The sequence below is a fragment of the Acidithiobacillus sp. genome (assembly GCF_027322205.1).
Classification (GTDB): Bacteria; Pseudomonadota; Gammaproteobacteria; order Acidithiobacillales; family Acidithiobacillaceae; genus Acidithiobacillus.
In genome coordinates this window covers 1-18,551 of record NZ_DAHVHY010000022.1, presented here as the reverse complement: position 1 = coordinate 18,551, position 18,551 = coordinate 1, and the positions used below count along the sequence as shown (strand labels likewise).

Below are 18,551 nucleotides of genomic sequence, written 5' to 3'. Positions count from 1 at the left end.
GATGAATACTGAACGTTGGGTGCGCGTGATTGCCGGTTTTTTTGTGCTGGCCAGTGTGGTGTTGGGTGCTCCGGCCAGCCCGGTGTTTGTGAGTGAATGGTTTTTGGCCTTCACCCTTTTCGTGGGCTTTAACCTGCTGCAAAGCGGTTTCACCTGCTTTTGCCCGCTGGACCGCATCCTGCTGAAGTTCGGGGTGCCGGGTTCCGGGGCCTGCGGACGCTAAGGCATGGAACATAAAATCCTTTTTTTTATAGAGTCCCAATGGCCGTTGTTGCTGGGTGCGGGCGCTTTGATTGCCATGATTTTCAAGGGACCGTTGACGCGCGGGGTAGCGGGTATCCATGAGGTGGATCCGGTCGCCGCGGTGCAGTTGATCAACCACGAAGATGCCGTCATCATTGATGTGCGCGAGCAGGGCGAGTGGTCCCAGGGGCATCTGCCTGGTGCCCGGCACATTCCGCTGGGTGATTTGCCCAAGTATATGCAGGAACTGGAGAAGCATCGCGGGCATCATGTCATTTGCCAGTGCGCGAGTGGCATGCGTTCGGCGCGTGCCGCGGCCAGCCTGAAAAAAGCCGGTTTTGATAAGATTTACAGCCTGAAAGGTGGAATCAACGCCTGGCGGAGTGCCGGGCTGCCGGTAGAGAAGTGATCATGAAGGGGGGGGCGGCGGTGCGGATGTACGTGACTGGCGTCTGCCCCTATTGCCGCCGGGCCGAAGCCCTGTTACGCAATAAGGGCATCGCTCCCGAGATTATTCGGGTGGACCGGGACGCTGCGCAACGCCAGACCATGCAGAATCTCGCCCACGGGCGGCGGTCCGTCCCGCAAATATTTATCAACGGCCAGCATGTGGGCGGGTATGATGACATCGCCGCCCTGGACCGTCGCGGGGCCTTGGATCCCCTGTTGCAGGAAGCGGGCCGGGAGCGTGGAGAATAACGGTTCAATGCAGAATCGGGGGAGATGATGACATCCGTGATATTACTTTGTCCTGCCTGTGGCGCCGTCAACCGGGTGCCCAAAGAGCGTCTGGGGGAGAACCCCAAGTGCGGCAAATGCCATGCGCTGATTTTTCCTGATCACCCCGTTCATCTCAACAGCAACCGTTTTTCTGCATACATTCAAAACAACGAATTGCCGGTGTTGATTGATTTCTGGGCGCCCTGGTGCGGACCCTGCCGAACGATGGCACCGCAGTTTGAGCAGGCCGGGCGGGCGTTGCGGGGGCGCGTGCTCTTCGCCAAGGTGAATACCGAAGACGAACCGCACATCGGTGGCCGCTTTCAAATTCGTTCTATCCCGACCATGGTGCTTTTCAGGGCGGGCAAAGAACTGGCGCGCGTCAGCGGCGCCATGGGGGCGGTGGAACTTCAGCGCTGGCTGGTGGGGCAGGGTGTCTGAGATTGCCTGGCGTCCCGATATTTCTGAATCAGTAGGAGAAGGGGCAGTGGTCAGGAAACCCGGTGAGCGTTCCACGCGGCGGCAGTTCCTGCGACAGGCGGCGCTGGGTGGCGTATTGCTGGGTGGCTGGAAGATGGCCGCCGCCGCGCAACTCCGCGCGCTGCGGGTTGGCCGCTACCAGCAGGGTGTGCGGCTGGTCTTTGATCTCGATCGGCGTTTGAGCGCTGCACCGGTGATCCATAGCGTGGGTGAGGTGCTGCATATCGAGTTGCCGGGGATAGAGCATGGGCTTCATCGTCCCGTAGTGCCGGCGCTGGATCCCCTGCAAGGCGGTGCGGAGATGAATGAAAGCGCCGCCGGGTTGGTGCTGCGTTTGCCCTTACGGGAAGCGGTGCGCTGGCGCAGTTTTTCTCTGGGTCCCGATGGACGTGCCGCACATCGCCTGGTGCTGGATTTGATGCCGCTCGCGACAACCGCCGTAGAATCCTCCCGTCGGCAGCCGGTCGCCAGGGCAGGGCGACCCATTGTGGTCTGCCTGGATCCCGGTCACGGCGGCCATGATCCGGGCGCCATCGGCGCCCAGGGGACCCGCGAAAAGGATGTGGTGCTGGATGTCGGCTTGTCCCTGGCCCAACTGATCCGCAGCACCCCCGGAATGCGTCTGGTCATGACCCGCAACACGGATTGCTATGTGCCGCTCATGGATCGCATGCATTTGGGCCTGGAGCAGCGCGCCGACCTCTTTGTCTCCATTCATGCCGATGCCTTCCCGGAGCGTGCGGTGCGGGGCTCGACGGTATGGGCGCTATCGGCGACGGGGGCGAGTAATGCGGCGGCACGCTGGCTGGCCAAAACGCAGAATGCCGCCGATCCCCTCCTTGGTGATGTACAGTCGGGAATTCACGATCCCATGCTCAATGCGGTGCTCATCAATATGACCCAGACGGCGGCCATGAATTCGGCGGCGGCCGCGGCGGCGGTCATGATTCGCGGGTTGGCCGGAGTCGAGGATTTGCACAATGCCGCCGTGCAGCACGCCAATTTCGTGGTGCTGCGTGCCCCGGAGGTGCCTTCCATGCTGGTGGAGACCGCCTTTATTTCCAATCCGGAAGAGGAACAGCGCCTGCGCGATCCGGATTTTCGCCAGCTCCTCGCGCGCACCATGCACGATGCGGTTGTTGCCCATTTTGTGAAGGTGCCGCCCGCGGATAGTGCCTGGTCGGCGACGCGGCATGTGCTGCGCAAAGAGGAAAATCTGGCGGATGTGGCGCGCCGTTACGGGCTGAGCGTGGAGGCCTTGCGTCTGGCCAATCATTTGCCGCGCGGCGAAGGCCAGCCCGGAGTACCTCTGCATGTGCCCATTATGGGAGCCTGACTCGCCATGGCGGGCGCCTGGGTGATTATGTTATAACTAACCGGCCGAGTGGTATGGAGCGGAATGGCGGAAAGATGATGGAACAAAACCCAGGCGGTATGGTGCGGGATCAAACCCGCATCGAGGAATGGATCAACAGCCTGCTGCATGGCGCGGGCGTGGTCGGCGCTTTGCTGGTTTTCATTTTGTGGCTGGTCGGCGCGGGTCTCCACAGCACCCGTCTTGCGGTAGCCAGCGTCAGCATATTTGTAGTCACCATCGTGATGCTGTACGGGGCTTCGACCATCTACCACATTTTGCCGTCGGGGCGACTCAAAAGGGCCTTTCAGTTGGTGGACCGCTCTGCCATCTATCTTCTCATTGCGGGCACCTACACCCCGGTGACGCTGATGGTGCTTCATGACCCGTGGGGTTGGGTCCTGCTGGCCATGGAGTGGGGTCTGGCAGCGTTGGGCATTACCCTGCTGGCGGTGGGCGGGACGCGCATTCAATCGGTTTCGCTCTGGCTGTATCTCCTCATGGGCTGGCTGGCGATCTTTGCCGCCGTGCCGCTCTATGATGCCGCGCCTGGCTGGTTTTTATGGTGGCTGGCTGGTGGCGGGCTGGCTTATACCGTGGGTGTCCTCTTTTTTCTGCTGGATCGCTGGAAATATTTTCATTCCATCTGGCACGTTTTTGTCATTGCGGGTACCGCGCTGCAATTCTGGGCGATTCTGCAGTATGCCGGCTGATTGCGCGCCCGCCTATTCTTGCCTTTTTGACGAAAACGCCTATAATCTGCCCGCTTGCTCCCATCGTCTAGTGGTCTAGGACACTGGCCTCTCACGTCGGTAACAGGGGTTCGAACCCCCTTGGGAGCACCACTTTATTTCTCTCTGAATTGTCCCATTCCGAATGCTGCGGGCCGGCCATGCGCGGAGCGTGGCCGGTGCGGGTGATTCTTGCCTTGCCAAGCCCGCCGTCGGGCAAGTACCATCCCTAGCAGAAAAGGCATGCGTTAAAGCGGGAGCTGGATCATGTTTCATGGCAGTATGGTAGCTTTGGTGACGCCCATGCGGGCGGATGGCGCCGTGGATGACACGGCGCTCCGCGATCTGGTGGAGTGGCACATCGCCGAAGGAACGCACGCGCTGGTCGCCGTCGGCACCACGGGAGAATCCGCCACCTTGGAAATGAGGGAGCATGTGGCGGTGATTCGGACGGTTGTGGCACAGACCAAAGGCCGTATCCCGGTGATCGCCGGAACCGGGGCCAACGCGACCCAAGAGGCCATAGAACTCACCCGCGCGGCCATGGAAGTCAAGGCCGATGCCGCCCTGCTGGTTTCCCCCTATTACAATAAACCCACTCAGGAAGGCCTGTTCCAGCACTATTCGGCGGTCATTGAGCAGTGCCACTTTCCCATTATTCTCTATAACGTCCCTGGTCGCACCGCCGGGGATATTTTGCCCGAGACGGTAGCGCGTCTGGCGCCGCGTGCCAATATTGCCGGCATCAAAGAAGCGAGCGGCAAAGTCGAACGGGTCGCTGAGATTCTGGCCTTATGCGGGGATCAGATGCAGGTATACAGCGGCGATGATGGTGCCGCCCTCGCGGCCATGGCATTGGGTGCGCGCGGCGTGATCTCGGTCACCGCCAATGCGGCGCCCCGGCTGATGGCGCGAATGTGCGATCTGGCGCTGGCGGGTGACTTTGTGGGCGCCCGCGCGGTCAACGCGCAACTGGTGGGGTTACACCGGGATCTCTTTCTGGAGTCCAACCCCATCCCGGTCAAATGGGCCTTGCACGAAATGGGCCGCATGGGGCCTGCGTTGCGTCTGCCCCTGACCCCTTTTGCGTCTGTTTATCATGAGCGTCTGCGCGACAGTTTGCGCCAGGCGCAGTGTATCTAAAATCTTCTCGCGCCTGGTCGCGTTTATTGGAGTCTTGCATGCGCCGTTACGTAGCTCTCGCCGTGGTTGCCAGTCTGGGTTTGGGGGGGTGTTCCTACATTCCCTTCTTCAAGTCTAATAGTGGCCCGAAATACCAGGATTCCAAGGTGATGAAACCCCTGGCGGTGCCGCCGGACCTGCTGGCTCGGGTGCCGCAACCGGGGGCTACCATACCGGGGGGGGCGGTGACCTCCGGCACGTTATCGACGACCAGTGCATCCGGTGGCTACGGGCTGTTTCAGCCCAGCGAAACGACCGGGCAGCAGCCGGTGGAAGAAAAAACGCTGCCCGGTGTCAGTGCGCAGATTCTGGGTAGCGGTGCGGATTTACGTTTGCGCACGACCGCGAAGCCCGCGCAGATTTGGGCGGCACTGAGAGCGACGCTGGCGGCAGACAAGACCACGGTGGCGAAATTCTCTGCGGAGCAGGGCGAACTGATCACGCACTGGCGGGATTTCCGTAGCGGTCTGGCCTTCGTGCTGGGGAGCACCGTGGCGCCTACCCATCGGGAGCAATACACCTTTCATCTGAGTACTGGCGAACATGGGGCGGAAATCCTGACGATACAGCAGGATCGCGTCTGGAATAACCCTGACGGCGGCAGCGTGGAATGGGTGAAGGTGGCCGCCGATGCCGGGCACAACCGGCAGATCATGGAAGCGGTGCAAAAGCGTCTGAGCCGGGAATCACTCCTCGCGGCAATACCGGACATCAAGGTGACCCGTTACCGGGATAATCGCGGTCCTTATCTGGTGTTGAACGCAGTCCCCGCCAAGGCGCAACCGGCGGTACAAGTGGTTTTGCAGGGTCTGGGTTATCCCGTGCAAAGTGAGGGCACGGGGGTATGGAATGTGCAGGTGCGGGAAGGTGGTGTCCAGGCGGCCCGGAAACAGGGCTTCATCAGCGGCATCTTCCAGCGGACCTGGGATAGCATCCAGTCCATCTGGAGCAGTCCGGCGAAACGGAAGCCCATTTCGGTGCGGGTGGTGTTGCTGCGCATGAAAGACAACCAGGGCAGCGTACTGGAAACGGCGCCGGGCGTTGGCAAGGATGCCCCCAAATGGTCCGTGGAGATTCTCGACAAGCTGCAGTCGGGCCTGTCTCCCAAAAATGGAGATCAGGCATGATCGAGCGCTACACGCGCCCGGAAATGGGTGCCCTGTGGACGCAGGATGCCAAATATCAGGCCTGGCTGGACGTGGAGCTGGCGGCCTGCCGCGCCCTGGCGGCGCGGGGGCGGATACCCGCCGCTGCCCTGACCGAGATCGAGGCGAAAGCGGCTTTTGACAGCGCCCGCATTGAGGAAATTGAATGGGAAGTGAAACACGATGTCATCGCTTTTCTGACGTCCGTGGCGGAGCATGTGGGGGCGTCCAGCCGCTTCATCCATCTGGGTCTGACTTCTTCAGACGTGGTGGATACGGGTTTTGCGCTGCAATTGAAGCGCTCCGGGGCGCTGCTGCTGGAAGGGATGGATCGCCTGTACCAGGCCCTGGTGAAGTTGGCCTGGAATCATAAAAATACGATGATGATCGGCCGCTCCCACGGCATTCACGCGGAGCCCATCACCTTTGGCCTGAAAGCGGCGGTCTGGTGTGCCGAGGCGCAGCGCAACCGGCAGCGTCTGGTCAGTGCCATCGCCGCCGTGTCGGCGGGCATGTTGTCGGGCGCCGTGGGCACTTTCGCCAACATCGACCCCAGTGTCGAAGATGCGGTCTGTGCGGAGTTGGGGCTGACCCCGGAACCGGCCAGCACCCAGGTCATTTCACGGGATCGTCACGCCGAGTTTTTCGGGACCCTGGCGGTGATTGCCGGGTCCATCGAAAAGATCGCGGTGGAGATTCGCCATTTGCAGCGCACCGAAGTGCTGGAGGCGGAGGAGCCGTTTAGCGCCGGGCAGAAGGGCAGTTCGGCCATGCCCCACAAGCGCAATCCCATCCTCTCCGAGAACCTGACCGGTCTCGCCCGCCTGCTGCGCGGTTATGCGGGCATGGCGCTGGAAGACATCGCTCTCTGGCACGAGCGCGATATTTCCCACTCCAGTGTGGAGCGGGTGATCGGCCCCGATGCCTGCATCGTTATGGACTTCATGTTGCATCGGGCCAGTGGTCTGCTGGAACGGCTGGTGGTCTATCCGCAGCGCATGCTGGAAAACCTGCATAAAATGCACGGCCTGATATTCTCGCAGCGGGTGCTGCTGGCGCTCACCGAAAAAGGCATGCTGCGCGAAGACGCCTACCGGGTGGTGCAGCACAACGCGATGCAGGTCTGGGAGGCGAATGCGGATTTCCAATCGCTCCTGGCGGCGGACCCACGGATTCAGCCTTACCTGAATGCGCAGGAATTGGCGGTGTTGTTTGATCTTGCCTACCACACCCGTAATATTGACGCCATATTTGCCCGCGTCTTTCCCGAAGGACAACCGCGATGAGCGAACGCACCGTCCTCTACGAAGGCAAAGCCAAGGTGGTCTATGCCAGCGAGTCGCCTGGTGCGCTGGTCCTGCATTTCAAGGATGACACTTCCGCCTTTGACGGCGAAAAGGTCGAGCAGCTCGCGCATAAAGGCGAAATCAATAATGCATTCAACGCCTTCATCATGGAGTATTTGCAGGATGAGGGGGTGCCGACCCATTTTATCTGCCGCCTCGATGCGCGGGAAAGCCTGGTGCGCCGTCTGGAGATGATCCCGGTGGAGTGTGTGGTGCGCAATCGGGCGGCGGGATCCTTGTCCAAGCGCCTGGGTATCGAGGAGGGCCGGATTCTGGAGCCGCCGACGCTGGAGTTTTTCCTGAAAAATGATGCGCTGCACGATCCCATGATCAACACGTCCCACATTCGCACTTTCGGCTGGGCAACGATGGAAGAAGTGGAGGCCATGCGCCGCTGGAGCATGCGGGTCAATATGCTGCTGTCCGCACTTTTCACCAAAGCGCAGCTGATTTTGGTGGACTTCAAGCTGGAGTTCGGGCGTTTTGACGGGGAACTTTATCTCGGCGACGAATTCAGCCCCGATGGCTGTCGGCTCTGGGACGCCCGGAGTCTGGAAAAAATGGATAAGGACCGTTTCCGGCGCAATCTGGGCGGGGTGGTGGAGGCGTATGCCGAAGTCGCACGCCGCCTGGGCGTGCCGCTTCCCGCCGCATCATAAAGTCGGTATCTTTCCAGCGGGATAGCCTGCGGGCTCGTCCCGCCGCATTTCTTGAATGAGGGATCATCCCATGCTGCTGCTTCGCGGCTCTGCGGCGCTGTCCGCCTTTCGTGTACAACACCTGCTGCGCACCCTCGTTGCCGGGGGGATTCCCGTCCAGGGAGCCGTCGTTCAGTACCTGCATCTGGTGGATCTTGGCGCCGCCCTGACATCGGCGGAAATGGGAGTGCTGACGGCTTTGCTGCAGTACGGGGAACCCGCTGAAGGACCGGCAGAAGACGCCCCGGAAGTCTGCGTGGTGCCCCGTCTCGGAACCATCTCGCCATGGTCCAGCAAGGCGACGGACATCGCCGGACACTGTGGACTGGCGGCGGTGCGGCGCATTGAACGAGGGGTTTCGTATCGTTTGCGCAAAACCGGCGATGCGGCCTTCAGCGCGGCGGAGTTGCAGGCTATGAGCCGGCTTCTGCACGATCCCATGACCGAGTCGGTATTGCCGGACTGGGCGGCGGCAGCGGCCATTTTTGCTCACCCGAAACCCGCATCGCTGACCCGTATCGCGCTGCGCAAAGAGGGGCGGGCCGCCTTGCACGCGGCCAATGCCAGCATGGGTCTCGCCCTCGCACCGGCGGAGCTGGATTATCTGTTCGATTATTTTTCCGGCCTGGGCCGCGATCCCAGCGATGCCGAACTGATGATGTTTGCCCAGGCCAATTCCGAGCACTGTCGGCACAAGGTATTCAATGCGGCCTACCGGCTGGATGGCCACGTTCAGGACCTCAGCCTCTTCGCCATGATCCGCGAAACCCACCGGCGACATCCCCAGGGCACGCTGTCGGCCTATAAGGACAACGCCGCGGTCATGGCGGGCGGCGCGTTGAGCCAGCCTTTCGCGGTGGATGCGTCGGGAGAGTATGCCGTAGCGGAAGAACGCACCGCCATCCTGATCAAGGTGGAGACCCACAACCATCCGACGGCTATTTCGCCTTTTCCGGGAGCGGCCACGGGGAGTGGCGGCGAGATTCGCGACGAGGGGGCCACCGGACGAGGCGGTAAGCCCAAGGCGGGTTTGACTGGCTTCTCGGTATCGCATCTGCGGATTCCCGGCTATATCCAGTCATGGGAGTCGAACCCTTACGGAAAGCCGGCGCGTATCCGCTCGGCGCTGGACATCATGCGCGAAGGCCCCCTGGGTGCTGCGGCTTTCAACAATGAATTCGGCCGCCCGGCCATTGCCGGTTATTTCCGAGTCTTCGAATGTGATCAGGATGGGCTGCACCGCGGCTACCACAAACCCATCATGCTGGCCGGCGGTCTGGGTCAGATTCGCCCTCTGCTGGTGGCGAAGAAGCCTCTGCCGGAAGGCGCCAAGATGCTGGTTATCGGCGGGCCGGCCATGCTCATCGGCCTGGGTGGGGGCGCCGCTTCCAGTGTGGCCAGCGGGGCCGGGGATGAACAACTGGATTTTGCCTCGGTGCAGCGCGGCAACCCGGAGATGCAGCGCCGGGTCCAGGAAGTGATCGAGCGTTGTATCGCTCTGGGAGAGGATTCTCCCATTTTGTCCATTCATGACGTGGGAGCGGGCGGACTCTCCAACGCCATTCCCGAGTTGCTGCACGATGGCGGTCGGGGCGGGCGTTTGCAGTTGCGCGCGGTACCCAATGAAGAACCAGCCATGTCCCCCATGCAAATCTGGAGTAATGAGGCGCAGGAGCGTTACGTGCTGGCCGTGGCGGCAGCAGACCTGCCACATTTCACGGAGATCTGCGCCCGCGAGCGCTGCCCCTGGGCGGTCCTGGGAGAAGCTACGGCGGAGGATGCCCTGATCGTGGAGGATTCCCTGCTCCATGATCGGCCGGTGGATATGGCCCTCAGCGCCTTGCTGGGCTGCCCGCCACGCATGGAACGGGATAGTCGGCATGTACCGCCCGATTTGCGGCCGCTGGATCTGTCTGGCGCCGACCTACGCGCTGCCGCCTATGCCGTCCTGCGTCATCCTTCGGTGGCCAGCAAGGAATTCCTGATCACCATCGGTGACCGCAGTGTCGGCGGCCTGATTCACCGCGACCAGATGGTAGGGCCATGGCAGGTGCCGGTGGCCGATTGTGGTGTCACCGCCGCGGACTTCTGGAACCATCACGGCGAGGCCATGGCCATCGGCGAGCGCGCCCCGGTGGCGGTGCTGAATCCCGCGGCCAGCGCCCGGCTGGCCATTGCCGAGGCACTCACCAATCTTTTTGCCGCGGATGTGGCCGCGCTGGGCGATATCAAGCTCTCGGCCAACTGGATGGCGGCAGTGGATCATCCCGGAGAAGACGCGGCGCTCTATGACGCGGTACGTGCGGTGGCACTGGAACTCTGTCCTGCGCTGGACCTGGCCATCCCAGTGGGCAAAGATTCCCTGTCCATGCGCACCATCTGGCGGGAGGCGGGTGTGGAAAAGGCCGTTGTGTCGCCCCTGTCGGTGATCATCTCGGCCTTTGCGCCCGTGACGGATTTGCGGAAAAGCTGGACCCCGCAGTGGTCCCCGCAAGCCGATACGGAGCTCTGGCTGGCGGACTTGGGGCGTGGCCGTCTGGGCGCTTCCATCCTGGCCCAGACTGTGGGGCAGATGGGCGATAGTACGCCGGATCTGGAGGCCCCGGAACTGCTGCGCGGCCTGTTCACCGCCTTGCAGACCTTGCGCAGGCAGGCGCTGGTGCTGGCCTATCATGACCGCTCCGACGGTGGCCTCTGGGCGACCCTCTGCGAAATGTCTTTCGCCAGCCGCTGTGGGGCGGATATTCAACTGCCTTCGGGGGCGGATAGCTGGTCCTTCCTCTTTGCCGAAGAGCCAGGGGTGGTCATTCAGACCCCGGCCGCCCAGCGCGCCCAAATTACGCAGATTTTTGCCGACGCAGGCCTCGCTGGACGGGCTCAGGTCATTGGTCAGGTAAAGGCCGACCACTGGCGCTTGCAAGTACGCCAGGACGGCCAATCCGTCCTCAACGAAGCGGTCGCCGATCTGCTGCGCACCTGGGCGGAGACCAGTCACCGGATGCAGGCCCTGCGTGACGATCCGCAGTGTGCCGAAGAGGCTTTTGCCGCGGTCGCCAGCGCGGACGCGCCGCTGTTCTCCCGGCTGCCTTTCACCCCGCAGATGCCGATGATTCAGACCGGGGCCAGGCCCCGCGCCGCGATCCTCCGCGAGCAGGGCGTCAACGGCCAGATCGAGATGGCGGCGGCTTTTCATCGCGCCGGCTTTACCGCCGTGGACGTGCACATGAGCGACCTGATGGCCGGTCGCCATCACTTGGCGGATTTCCAAGTGATGGCCGCCTGCGGTGGCTTCTCCTACGGCGATGTGCTGGGCGCGGGTGCGGGCTGGGCCAAATCAATCCTGTTCCATGACCGTTTGCGGGATGAGTTTGCGGCTTTTTTTGCCGATGCTTCGCGCCTGGCCCTGGGGGTTTGCAATGGCTGTCAGATGCTGGCGGAGCTGCGCGACCTGATCCCCGGCGCGGCGCACTGGCCGCGTTTCGCACGCAATCGCTCGGAGCAGTTCGAGGCCCGACTGGCCATGGTCGAGGTCGTGGATTCGCCGTCGCTGTTGTTCGCGGGTATGGCGGGTACTTACGCTCCCATTGTTATTGCCCACGGCGAAGGCCGGGCGCACTTCGCCGGGGATCAGCCTGGCTCAGTGCCTGTTACCATGCGCTTTGTGGATACCCAGGGACGGCCCGCGGCGCAGTACCCAGCCAATCCCAACGGCTCCCCGCAAGGCGTTACCGGCCTTTGCAACGACGATGGCCGGGTCTCCATTCTCATGCCGCACCCGGAACGGGTGGTGCGCAGCCTGCAGATGAGCTGGCGGCCGCAGGCGTGGGGCGAGGCCACGCCATGGCTGCAGGTGTTTGTGAACGCGCGGCAGGCCTTGGGGTAATTTTACCCGGTCATCCCCAAGACATCACCGTTGATACGGGTGTGGCCGTAGTGGGTATTTGCCTTTCGTGTTTTTTGTGGCGCTTTTCCAGATTAAGCCAGCGCCCGGTGCTGTTTTGCGGCGGCCGGGATGGTACCGTCGCCAAAGACTTCCCCTTCCTCGACATCGCCTCTTGGCGTACCACCACTCCGTCACCGCAGGTCTCATGACCCAATGGCTCCACCAGCAAGTTCTGTGGGTTCCCTACTCACTCCTGCTCCCAATTTGCTGGCTCATATCGCTGCCTAAAATGCGCCAGCGATATGAACGCATATCTAAACTAGAATTTTCAGAAATTACCGTGGATTATTTCGTAGATTAGAAAATAGCATTAGAGATGGATTCTGCTCAAGTCTATGCTTTACGACAATCATAACATTTCTGAGAGGAGCCGGATCATGGCCTTGTTTGGAGAATAACTATGAAGAACGAACTGATAAAAGCTATTGTAGTCGCCCTGATAACGTTGCCTGGCATTGCCCATGCGGACTCTATCCAGCAGTTTCTGGAGGCTAGCACCGTTACTGGGAACATCCGATCCTATTATTTCAATCAGCTCTATAGTGGTTCTGCATTGCCTAATAAATATGCCTACTCGCTGGGTGGCATGCTCAAGGTTCAGACTGCACCGCTTTTTGGTGTTAGTGCGGGGGTGGCTTTTTATACAGCTAACAGTCTTGGTGCGAATGATGTCAACGCACCGGAATATACCCATCTTGACGCCTTGCTGATGGGCGAAAATGATGCCCTGAATGTGTTGGGGCAGGCCTATCTGCAATATCAGAATCTGTGGCTACGGGTGCGAGTTGGCGACCAGTTGATCAATACTCCCTGGATGAATCCTTCGGATGCCTTCATGATTCCCAGCACTTTTCAGGCAGTGACGGCACAAGTTACGCCCATTCAGAATGTGCAGATTATTGGTATACGGGCCTTTCGTTTCAAAAACCGCATTCAGGCGGGTTATCACAGGGAAACATTGCTCAACCAGAATCCCCTTTATCCGAATATGCCGAATACTATGAACGGAGCTCTGGCCTTTGGCGTGAAAGACCATTGGCAGTCTTTAAGATCAGCGGCCTGGTTTTATCAGTTCTATGACTTGGCAAATTTGTTTTATGGTACGGTCCATTACAGTGTGCCGGGCTTGCCGGATGGTATAAAGCCCTTCGCCGATCTTCAGTATGTCCGGGAGTGGGCGAATGGTGCGCAATACGCGGGGCCAGTGAATGCCACGGTGTACGGCGGGATGGCGGGGATGCAAACACCTTATGGCCAAGTCTTTGCTGCCTATGATCAAATGCCGCGTCGCGCACCTTTCTCTGTCGGCGGCCGATCACTGTATAACGGTGGCTTTATTTCGCCGTATACCCAGCAGTACAGCGCGGATCCGCTGTATACCAGCGTCATGGACTACGGATTAGTTTCCGCCTCAGCGTCCGGGCATGCCTGGAAGTTCGGGCTAGTTGTGCATCCGTTGCGGCAATTGCGTGTCAAATACTCTTACAGCATATATGAAACAGCACCTTATCTGCCTGATGTGGATATCAACTACCTGGATGTGACGTACACACCTGGTGGATTCTGGAGAGGGATTTCCTTACGCAACCGCCTGGCTATTGATCACAGCAACCCGTACGCAGGATACCATGGGGTTTTTATTGATGATCGACTGATGTTGCAGTATACCTTTTCGTGACCAGCGTTGGGGGGTCTACACCATATGCGGCAGGTATTGCCAGGCACAGCGGAACTATTGTGCCAATCAGGAGTCAACAAGCGGGTGTGGGCTGTGGGCGCAGAGGGCGCATAATGAAGGCAGCGATCTGCTTCATGGCGTTTCGAATTTGTTTGATTAAATCTCCGGACAGTAGTGATGGCGTATAATGTACAATAATATAAGCATATTATTGTACAGAATTTGTCTGCGTTTTATGATTCGACGGATAATAAAACTTTTATCGTCGATAAGAATTTTATTGTTGTTCACTGGTCTGCGGTAAGGTATACATTGCGCTGGTTATTTAGATCAGCAGCATATCTGGTGATTGTTTTATGATGGTCCTTTCAATATATAACCGGACATTGTTGACTTTATATGCGGCATTTTCTGCCGCCATATTCGGCATGGCATGCCATGGGCAATGCGCGCTTAGGCCACTGAAACATTTCGGCAACCGGCACGCGAGGTTTTTAGATAAGCCACCCACCGTAGATACAGGTCATGAGCCTCGTGCTCGTAAATTTTACATAATATCAATATGTTACACACAGAGAGGTGCGCATGTTTACTAGAAAATGGCAACCGCTACGCTGGGTGCGCTATGTGGCTCTGGCTCCTTTACTGCTGTTACTGAATGGCTGCGCGACGCACTCCATATGGTGGATATTTGATCCCCATGGGGTGGGCGCCAAGGCCAGTTTTGATTACATGATGATTGATGTGGCGGTGATGTTGGGTATCGTCGGTCTGACCGCTATTATGATTGTCTGGTTTATGTGGCGTTATCACAAAGGTAGAAACCGCGGTACGTATGACGGAAAATGGGCACATTCGACCACGATTGAAGTATTCGTCTGGGGTATTCCCATCCTGGCCGTAGGGTTTCTGTCCTGGGCGGTAGCGATAAACGGGTCATTTGCCGTTAACCCCTATAATCCGACGGTGATTACCCGTCACCTGAAACCCCATGGCGATCCCATCGAAGTGGATGTGATCGCCACGGACTGGCAATGGTTGTTCATTTATCCGCAATACCATATGGCGGTGGCCAACGAACTGGTGGTGCCTGCCCATACCCCCGTTTTCTTCAAGCTGACTTCGACGGCGGTGACGACGGATTTCTTCGTGCCGCAATTGCTGGGGATGATTGATGTGATGCCCGGCATGCGGACCAAGGATGCTCTGGAGAGCGACAGCATTGGGCAGTATCAGGGCGTCGCCGCTGATTACTGTGGTGCCGGCACCTCGTGGATGCTCTTTAAGACCCATGTGGTATCCAAGAGTGACTTCGCAAGCTGGGTACATCACGCCCAGCAATCCACCGGTAACCTGACTGTTGCGGGATTCAACCGGTTTGCTGAGCCTTATATAAATATAAACAATAAGGTGGAGTATTTTTCTCAGGTTCAGAAGGGGTTGTTTAATCAGGTCATCCTGGAAGTGATGCATGGCAGGAAGTGGCCTTTGCCCATGTTCATGACCGAAAACATGGTGGGCTATTTGAAGAAACAGGCCGCGGAACACCGGGCTTAACCGGATTGAAGGAGAAATCACTATGCTCGTAAATTTACCTGGTCCATGGAACCCGTGGTTGGGGCGTCTGGCACTTTCCGAAATTCCCTATACGAATCCAATTCTTGCACCATTATTTGTGGTCGTGGTGGTGCTTGGACTGCTGATGGTCGCCGGTATTACCTATTATGGGAAGTGGGGCTATCTCTGGAAAGAATGGCTGACCACGGTGGACCATAAAAAACTGGGGATCATGTACATCATTCTTGGCCTGGTCATGCTATTCCGGGGCTTCATCGATGGTCTGATGATGCGCACCCAGCAGGCGATGGCGGTCGGTCCGCATGCTTCGGGAATGATGGGCGCCGTACACGGGTATCTTACCCCCTTTCATTTTGGCCAGATTTATAGCGCACATGGCATGATCATGATTCTTCTGGCGGCCACGCCATTGCTGGTCGGAATTATGAATATCGTGATCCCGTTGCAGATTGGTGCCCGTGATATGGCCTATCCCTATCTCAATGCCCTGGGATTGTGGATTACGGCGGCGGCCGTCGTGCTGATCATGGCTTCCTTGTTTGTGGGCGATTTTGCCCATAATGGCTGGTTTGGCTATGCGCCCATTTTTGAACTGGCCTATAGTCCAGGGGTGGGGGTGGACTACTGGATCTGGACGTTCCAACTGGTGGCGCTCGGCACGACCCTGGGCAGTATCAACTTCATCGCGACCATTGTAAAAATGCGGGCACCGGGAATGAAGTGGTCGCGCCTGCCGATGTTTACCTGGGCTTCGCTGTCCGCCAACATCATTGCGTTGACCTCTTTTCCCTGTTTGCAGGTGGCGATTGGACTGGTGGCTGCCGATCGTTATCTGGGCACGCACTTTTTTACCGCGGGGTTTGGTGGAAACCTCATGCTGTATACCAATCTCTTCTGGCTCTGGGGTCATCCTGAAGTATATTTTGTCATTCTCCCCGCATTCGGAATGATCTCGGAAATCATCCCCACATTTTCCGAGAAGCCGCTTTTTGGCTATGTCACCATGGTACTGGCGACTTTTGCCATCGCCGGCGTATCGTGGCTGGTCTGGCTGCATCACTTTTTCACCATGGGCATGGGACCCTACGTGAGCACGGAGTTTAGTGTGGCGACCATGCTGGTGGGGATTCCTACCGGTGTCAAAGTGTTCAACTGGGCATTTACCATGTACCGCGGGCGACTGACCTATACGGCCGCCATGTACTGGGCGTTAGGCGCGTTATTTCTGTTGCTGGTGGGTGGTTTGACGGGGATGATGCTGTCTATTCCGGCCATCAATTATATGGTGCATAACAGCGTATTCGTCGTGGCGCACTTTCACATGATGCTCCTGTGCATCGTGTATGCGATTTTCGGTAGCGTCATCTATTGGTTTCCCAAAGTGTTCGGCTATACATTAAACGAGGCTTGGGGCAAGGTCATGTTCTGGCTCTTCAGCGCCGGGACGGCGTTGGTCTTTATTCCCATGTTTATGGAAGGTTTCATGGGGATGACGCGGCGTTTGGATTGGCCGTTTGATCCACACTGGGCACCTTACCTGAATATTCAGGTGCTGGGCATCCTGGTGTATGTGCTTTCCATCCTGGCGTTTGTGGTCATGCTGTACGTGAGCATCCGTGATCGTGCGCAACATCGGGCCGCTGCGGATGCCTGGGGAACTTCCCGCTCTCTGGAATGGCTGACAGCGTCGCCCGTGCCGTTTTACAACTTTGCCGTGGTGCCGCAGGTGAATGCCAGGGATGAGGTGGCGTGGCGGCGTGAGCATGGGTTGTCGGCCCAGCGCGCGAGCCATTACGACGCGATCCATATGCCCAATAACACCGGCATCGCCATCATTATCGGGGGCCTGACCTTTGTCCTGGGATTCGCCCTGACCTGGCGCATCTGGTGGCTCTCCCTGATCAGTCTCCTGGCCATCATCGTCATGATGATCTACCGCTCGGCGAAGGGGGATCCCGGCCATGTCATCCCGGCGGAAGAAGTGGAGCGTATGGATCGTGAGGCGGAACGCACCATGCCGCGCGCCGATCTGCCCCGGCATTCCGGTGGCGTGCTTGGCGGCGCCATCGCTTACGATTCCGGGGCGGCTGGCGAAGGTTCCGCGAACCTGCGGGGTGCTCCCGATTATCGTCCCTGAAGCGCGCGGTGCTGGTGAGGTCGTGATATGACTCACGGCCTCACCTGATCGACAAACAGATAAGGAGTTTTTATGAGTTCTGCAGCAGAGAAAGTGGATCCGGAAAAGGTGGTGCTGTGGGCCGGTGAACATGAAGGACATGACGTGATTTCCACGCGCACCTTCGGATTCTGGTTGTATATATTGAGCGACGGCATGCTTTTCGCCACGCTGTTTGCGGCCTACGGTGTGCTCAGTTACGCGCACAGCTATTACACCGGACCGACGCCCGCGCAATTTGTCGCGCCCTGGTACACCTTCATTCAGACCATGGCGTTGTTTCTCAGCGTGCTCGCCTATGGATTTTCGATGACCGCACTGAAGCATGGCAACCGGGCTGGCGTGATCAACGGGTTGCTTGCGGCTAGCGTGTTGGGGGTGGTTTTTCTCGGACTGGATATCCACGATGTTCTGCGGATGTTCGGCATGCACATCACCCCGTGGACCAGTGGGGGCCTCTCGGCATTCTACATGCTGACCCAGGTGCATGCTGCGCATATTTTCTTCGGTTTGATCTGGATGCTGGTGATGATCTACCAGGTGATGCGTAAAGAATTTACCGAGGAGGTCATCGGCCGACTGATCAGTCTGCGCATGTTCTGGCAGTTCCAGGCGGTGATGTGGGTGTTTATTTACGTGTTTGTCTATTTGTGGGGGTATATGTCATGAGCCATGGACATGGTAGTAACCCGTTGGCGCATCCTGAAGTGCAGATGGCCAATAACCGCAGCTATGTGACGGGTTTCATCGTCGCGTCACTGCTCATGGCGGCGGCGACCGTCCTCGTCAGCGGGCATCTGTTGCCGCCCTTCGCGCTGTTGCTGGCGATCACGGGTTGCGCCGGTCTGGCGATTATCGCGCAGGTTTATTTCCTGTTGCACATGGACCTTTCGGAACACAGCATCTGGAACACGGTTGCCCTGATCATGTTTATTCCCTTGTTTGTGATTACGATAGGGTTGACCTGGTGGATGTTCTCGCAGTTGTATCTGCGGACGATGCCCATGATTCCGGGTATGCCTGGGATGCATTGAGGGAGTGGAGTGCCATGGAAGATAGAATCCAGCACCATGTCCCCTGGGTTTTTCTCCATGATCTCTGGGTGTTGGCCAAAGCCCGGGTAGTTTCCCTGCTGGTTTTCACCGCGGCGGTGGGCGAGATTCTGGCGCCCAACGCGCTCATCCACTGGGAATCGGCCGTTGCTGGTTTGGCAGGCATCGCGCTGGCCGGTGGGGCAGGGGGTGTCCTCAACCAGATCGTCGAACCGGGTCTCGACC

Annotated in this window: 16 protein-coding genes, 1 tRNA gene and 1 pseudogene; all 18 read left to right on the top strand. The window is 58.8% G+C overall.

Annotated features, from left to right (window positions below; all coding sequences use genetic code 11):
• Nucleotide 1: 1 nt before the first annotated feature.
• Nucleotides 2-223: a YgaP family membrane protein gene (locus M7F93_RS05405; RefSeq protein WP_298170240.1), complete on the top strand. Its 222-nt coding sequence runs from the start codon at nt 2-4 to the stop codon at nt 221-223.
• Nucleotides 224-226: 3 nt separating this feature from the next.
• Nucleotides 227-652, top strand: a complete 426-nt coding sequence (locus M7F93_RS05400; protein ID WP_298170237.1) for a rhodanese-like domain-containing protein — start codon at nt 227-229, stop codon at nt 650-652.
• 2 nt (nt 653-654) lie between these two features.
• On the top strand, nt 655-942 hold the full coding sequence (gene grxC, locus M7F93_RS05395; RefSeq protein ID WP_298170235.1) for a glutaredoxin 3: 288 nt from the start codon (nt 655-657) through the stop codon (nt 940-942).
• A gap of 24 nt (nt 943-966) precedes the next feature.
• Nucleotides 967-1,404 carry a thioredoxin TrxC gene (gene trxC, locus M7F93_RS05390; RefSeq protein ID WP_298170232.1) on the top strand — a complete coding sequence of 146 codons (438 nt, stop codon included), beginning with the start codon at nt 967-969 and terminating at the stop codon, nt 1,402-1,404.
• Between the two features lie 46 nt (nt 1,405-1,450).
• Nucleotides 1,451-2,779, top strand: coding sequence for an N-acetylmuramoyl-L-alanine amidase (locus M7F93_RS05385; protein WP_298170230.1), 1,329 nt, complete (start codon nt 1,451-1,453; stop codon nt 2,777-2,779).
• A gap of 74 nt (nt 2,780-2,853) precedes the next feature.
• Entirely contained in the window at nt 2,854-3,510 is a 657-nt protein-coding gene (gene trhA, locus M7F93_RS05380) for a PAQR family membrane homeostasis protein TrhA (RefSeq protein WP_298170227.1), read from the top strand.
• Nucleotides 3,511-3,566: 56 nt separating this feature from the next.
• A tRNA-Glu gene (locus tag M7F93_RS05375) sits at nt 3,567-3,642 on the top strand.
• Between the two features lie 153 nt (nt 3,643-3,795).
• Complete coding sequence (gene dapA / locus M7F93_RS05370; RefSeq protein WP_298170224.1) at nt 3,796-4,671, top strand: 4-hydroxy-tetrahydrodipicolinate synthase; 876 nt, start codon at nt 3,796-3,798, stop codon at nt 4,669-4,671.
• A gap of 38 nt (nt 4,672-4,709) precedes the next feature.
• On the top strand, nt 4,710-5,837 hold the full coding sequence (locus M7F93_RS05365; RefSeq protein WP_298170222.1) for a hypothetical protein: 1,128 nt from the start codon (nt 4,710-4,712) through the stop codon (nt 5,835-5,837).
• Complete coding sequence (gene purB / locus M7F93_RS05360; RefSeq protein ID WP_298170219.1) at nt 5,834-7,141, top strand: adenylosuccinate lyase; 1,308 nt, start codon at nt 5,834-5,836, stop codon at nt 7,139-7,141. The genes M7F93_RS05365 and purB overlap by 4 nt, the downstream gene beginning before the upstream one ends.
• Entirely contained in the window at nt 7,138-7,860 is a 723-nt protein-coding gene (gene purC / locus M7F93_RS05355) for a phosphoribosylaminoimidazolesuccinocarboxamide synthase (RefSeq protein WP_298170216.1), read from the top strand. Before purB ends, purC begins: the two co-directional genes overlap by 4 nt.
• Nucleotides 7,861-7,930: 70 nt before the next feature.
• Nucleotides 7,931-11,782, top strand: a complete 3,852-nt coding sequence (gene purL, locus M7F93_RS05350; RefSeq protein ID WP_298170213.1) for a phosphoribosylformylglycinamidine synthase — start codon at nt 7,931-7,933, stop codon at nt 11,780-11,782.
• Nucleotides 11,783-12,242: 460 nt separating this feature from the next.
• Nucleotides 12,243-13,520, top strand: coding sequence for an OprD family outer membrane porin (locus M7F93_RS05345; protein WP_298170211.1), 1,278 nt, complete (start codon nt 12,243-12,245; stop codon nt 13,518-13,520).
• Nucleotides 13,521-14,105: 585 nt separating this feature from the next.
• Nucleotides 14,106-15,077, top strand: coding sequence for a ubiquinol oxidase subunit II (locus M7F93_RS05340; RefSeq protein ID WP_298170206.1), 972 nt, complete (start codon nt 14,106-14,108; stop codon nt 15,075-15,077).
• Nucleotides 15,078-15,099: 22 nt separating this feature from the next.
• Nucleotides 15,100-17,235, top strand: a complete 2,136-nt coding sequence (locus M7F93_RS05335) for a cbb3-type cytochrome c oxidase subunit I (protein ID WP_298170203.1) — start codon at nt 15,100-15,102, stop codon at nt 17,233-17,235.
• A 72-nt stretch (nt 17,236-17,307) separates the two neighbouring features.
• Nucleotides 17,308-17,943 (top strand): cytochrome c oxidase subunit 3, encoded by a 636-nt coding sequence (locus tag M7F93_RS05330; protein WP_298170200.1) that lies wholly within the window; start codon nt 17,308-17,310, stop codon nt 17,941-17,943.
• Nucleotides 17,940-18,308: a cytochrome o ubiquinol oxidase subunit IV gene (locus tag M7F93_RS05325; RefSeq protein WP_298170198.1), complete on the top strand. Its 369-nt coding sequence runs from the start codon at nt 17,940-17,942 to the stop codon at nt 18,306-18,308. The genes M7F93_RS05330 and M7F93_RS05325 overlap by 4 nt, the downstream gene beginning before the upstream one ends.
• Before the next feature lie 14 nt (nt 18,309-18,322).
• Nucleotides 18,323-18,551: pseudogene (locus tag M7F93_RS05320) on the top strand (heme o synthase); the annotation flags it as partial.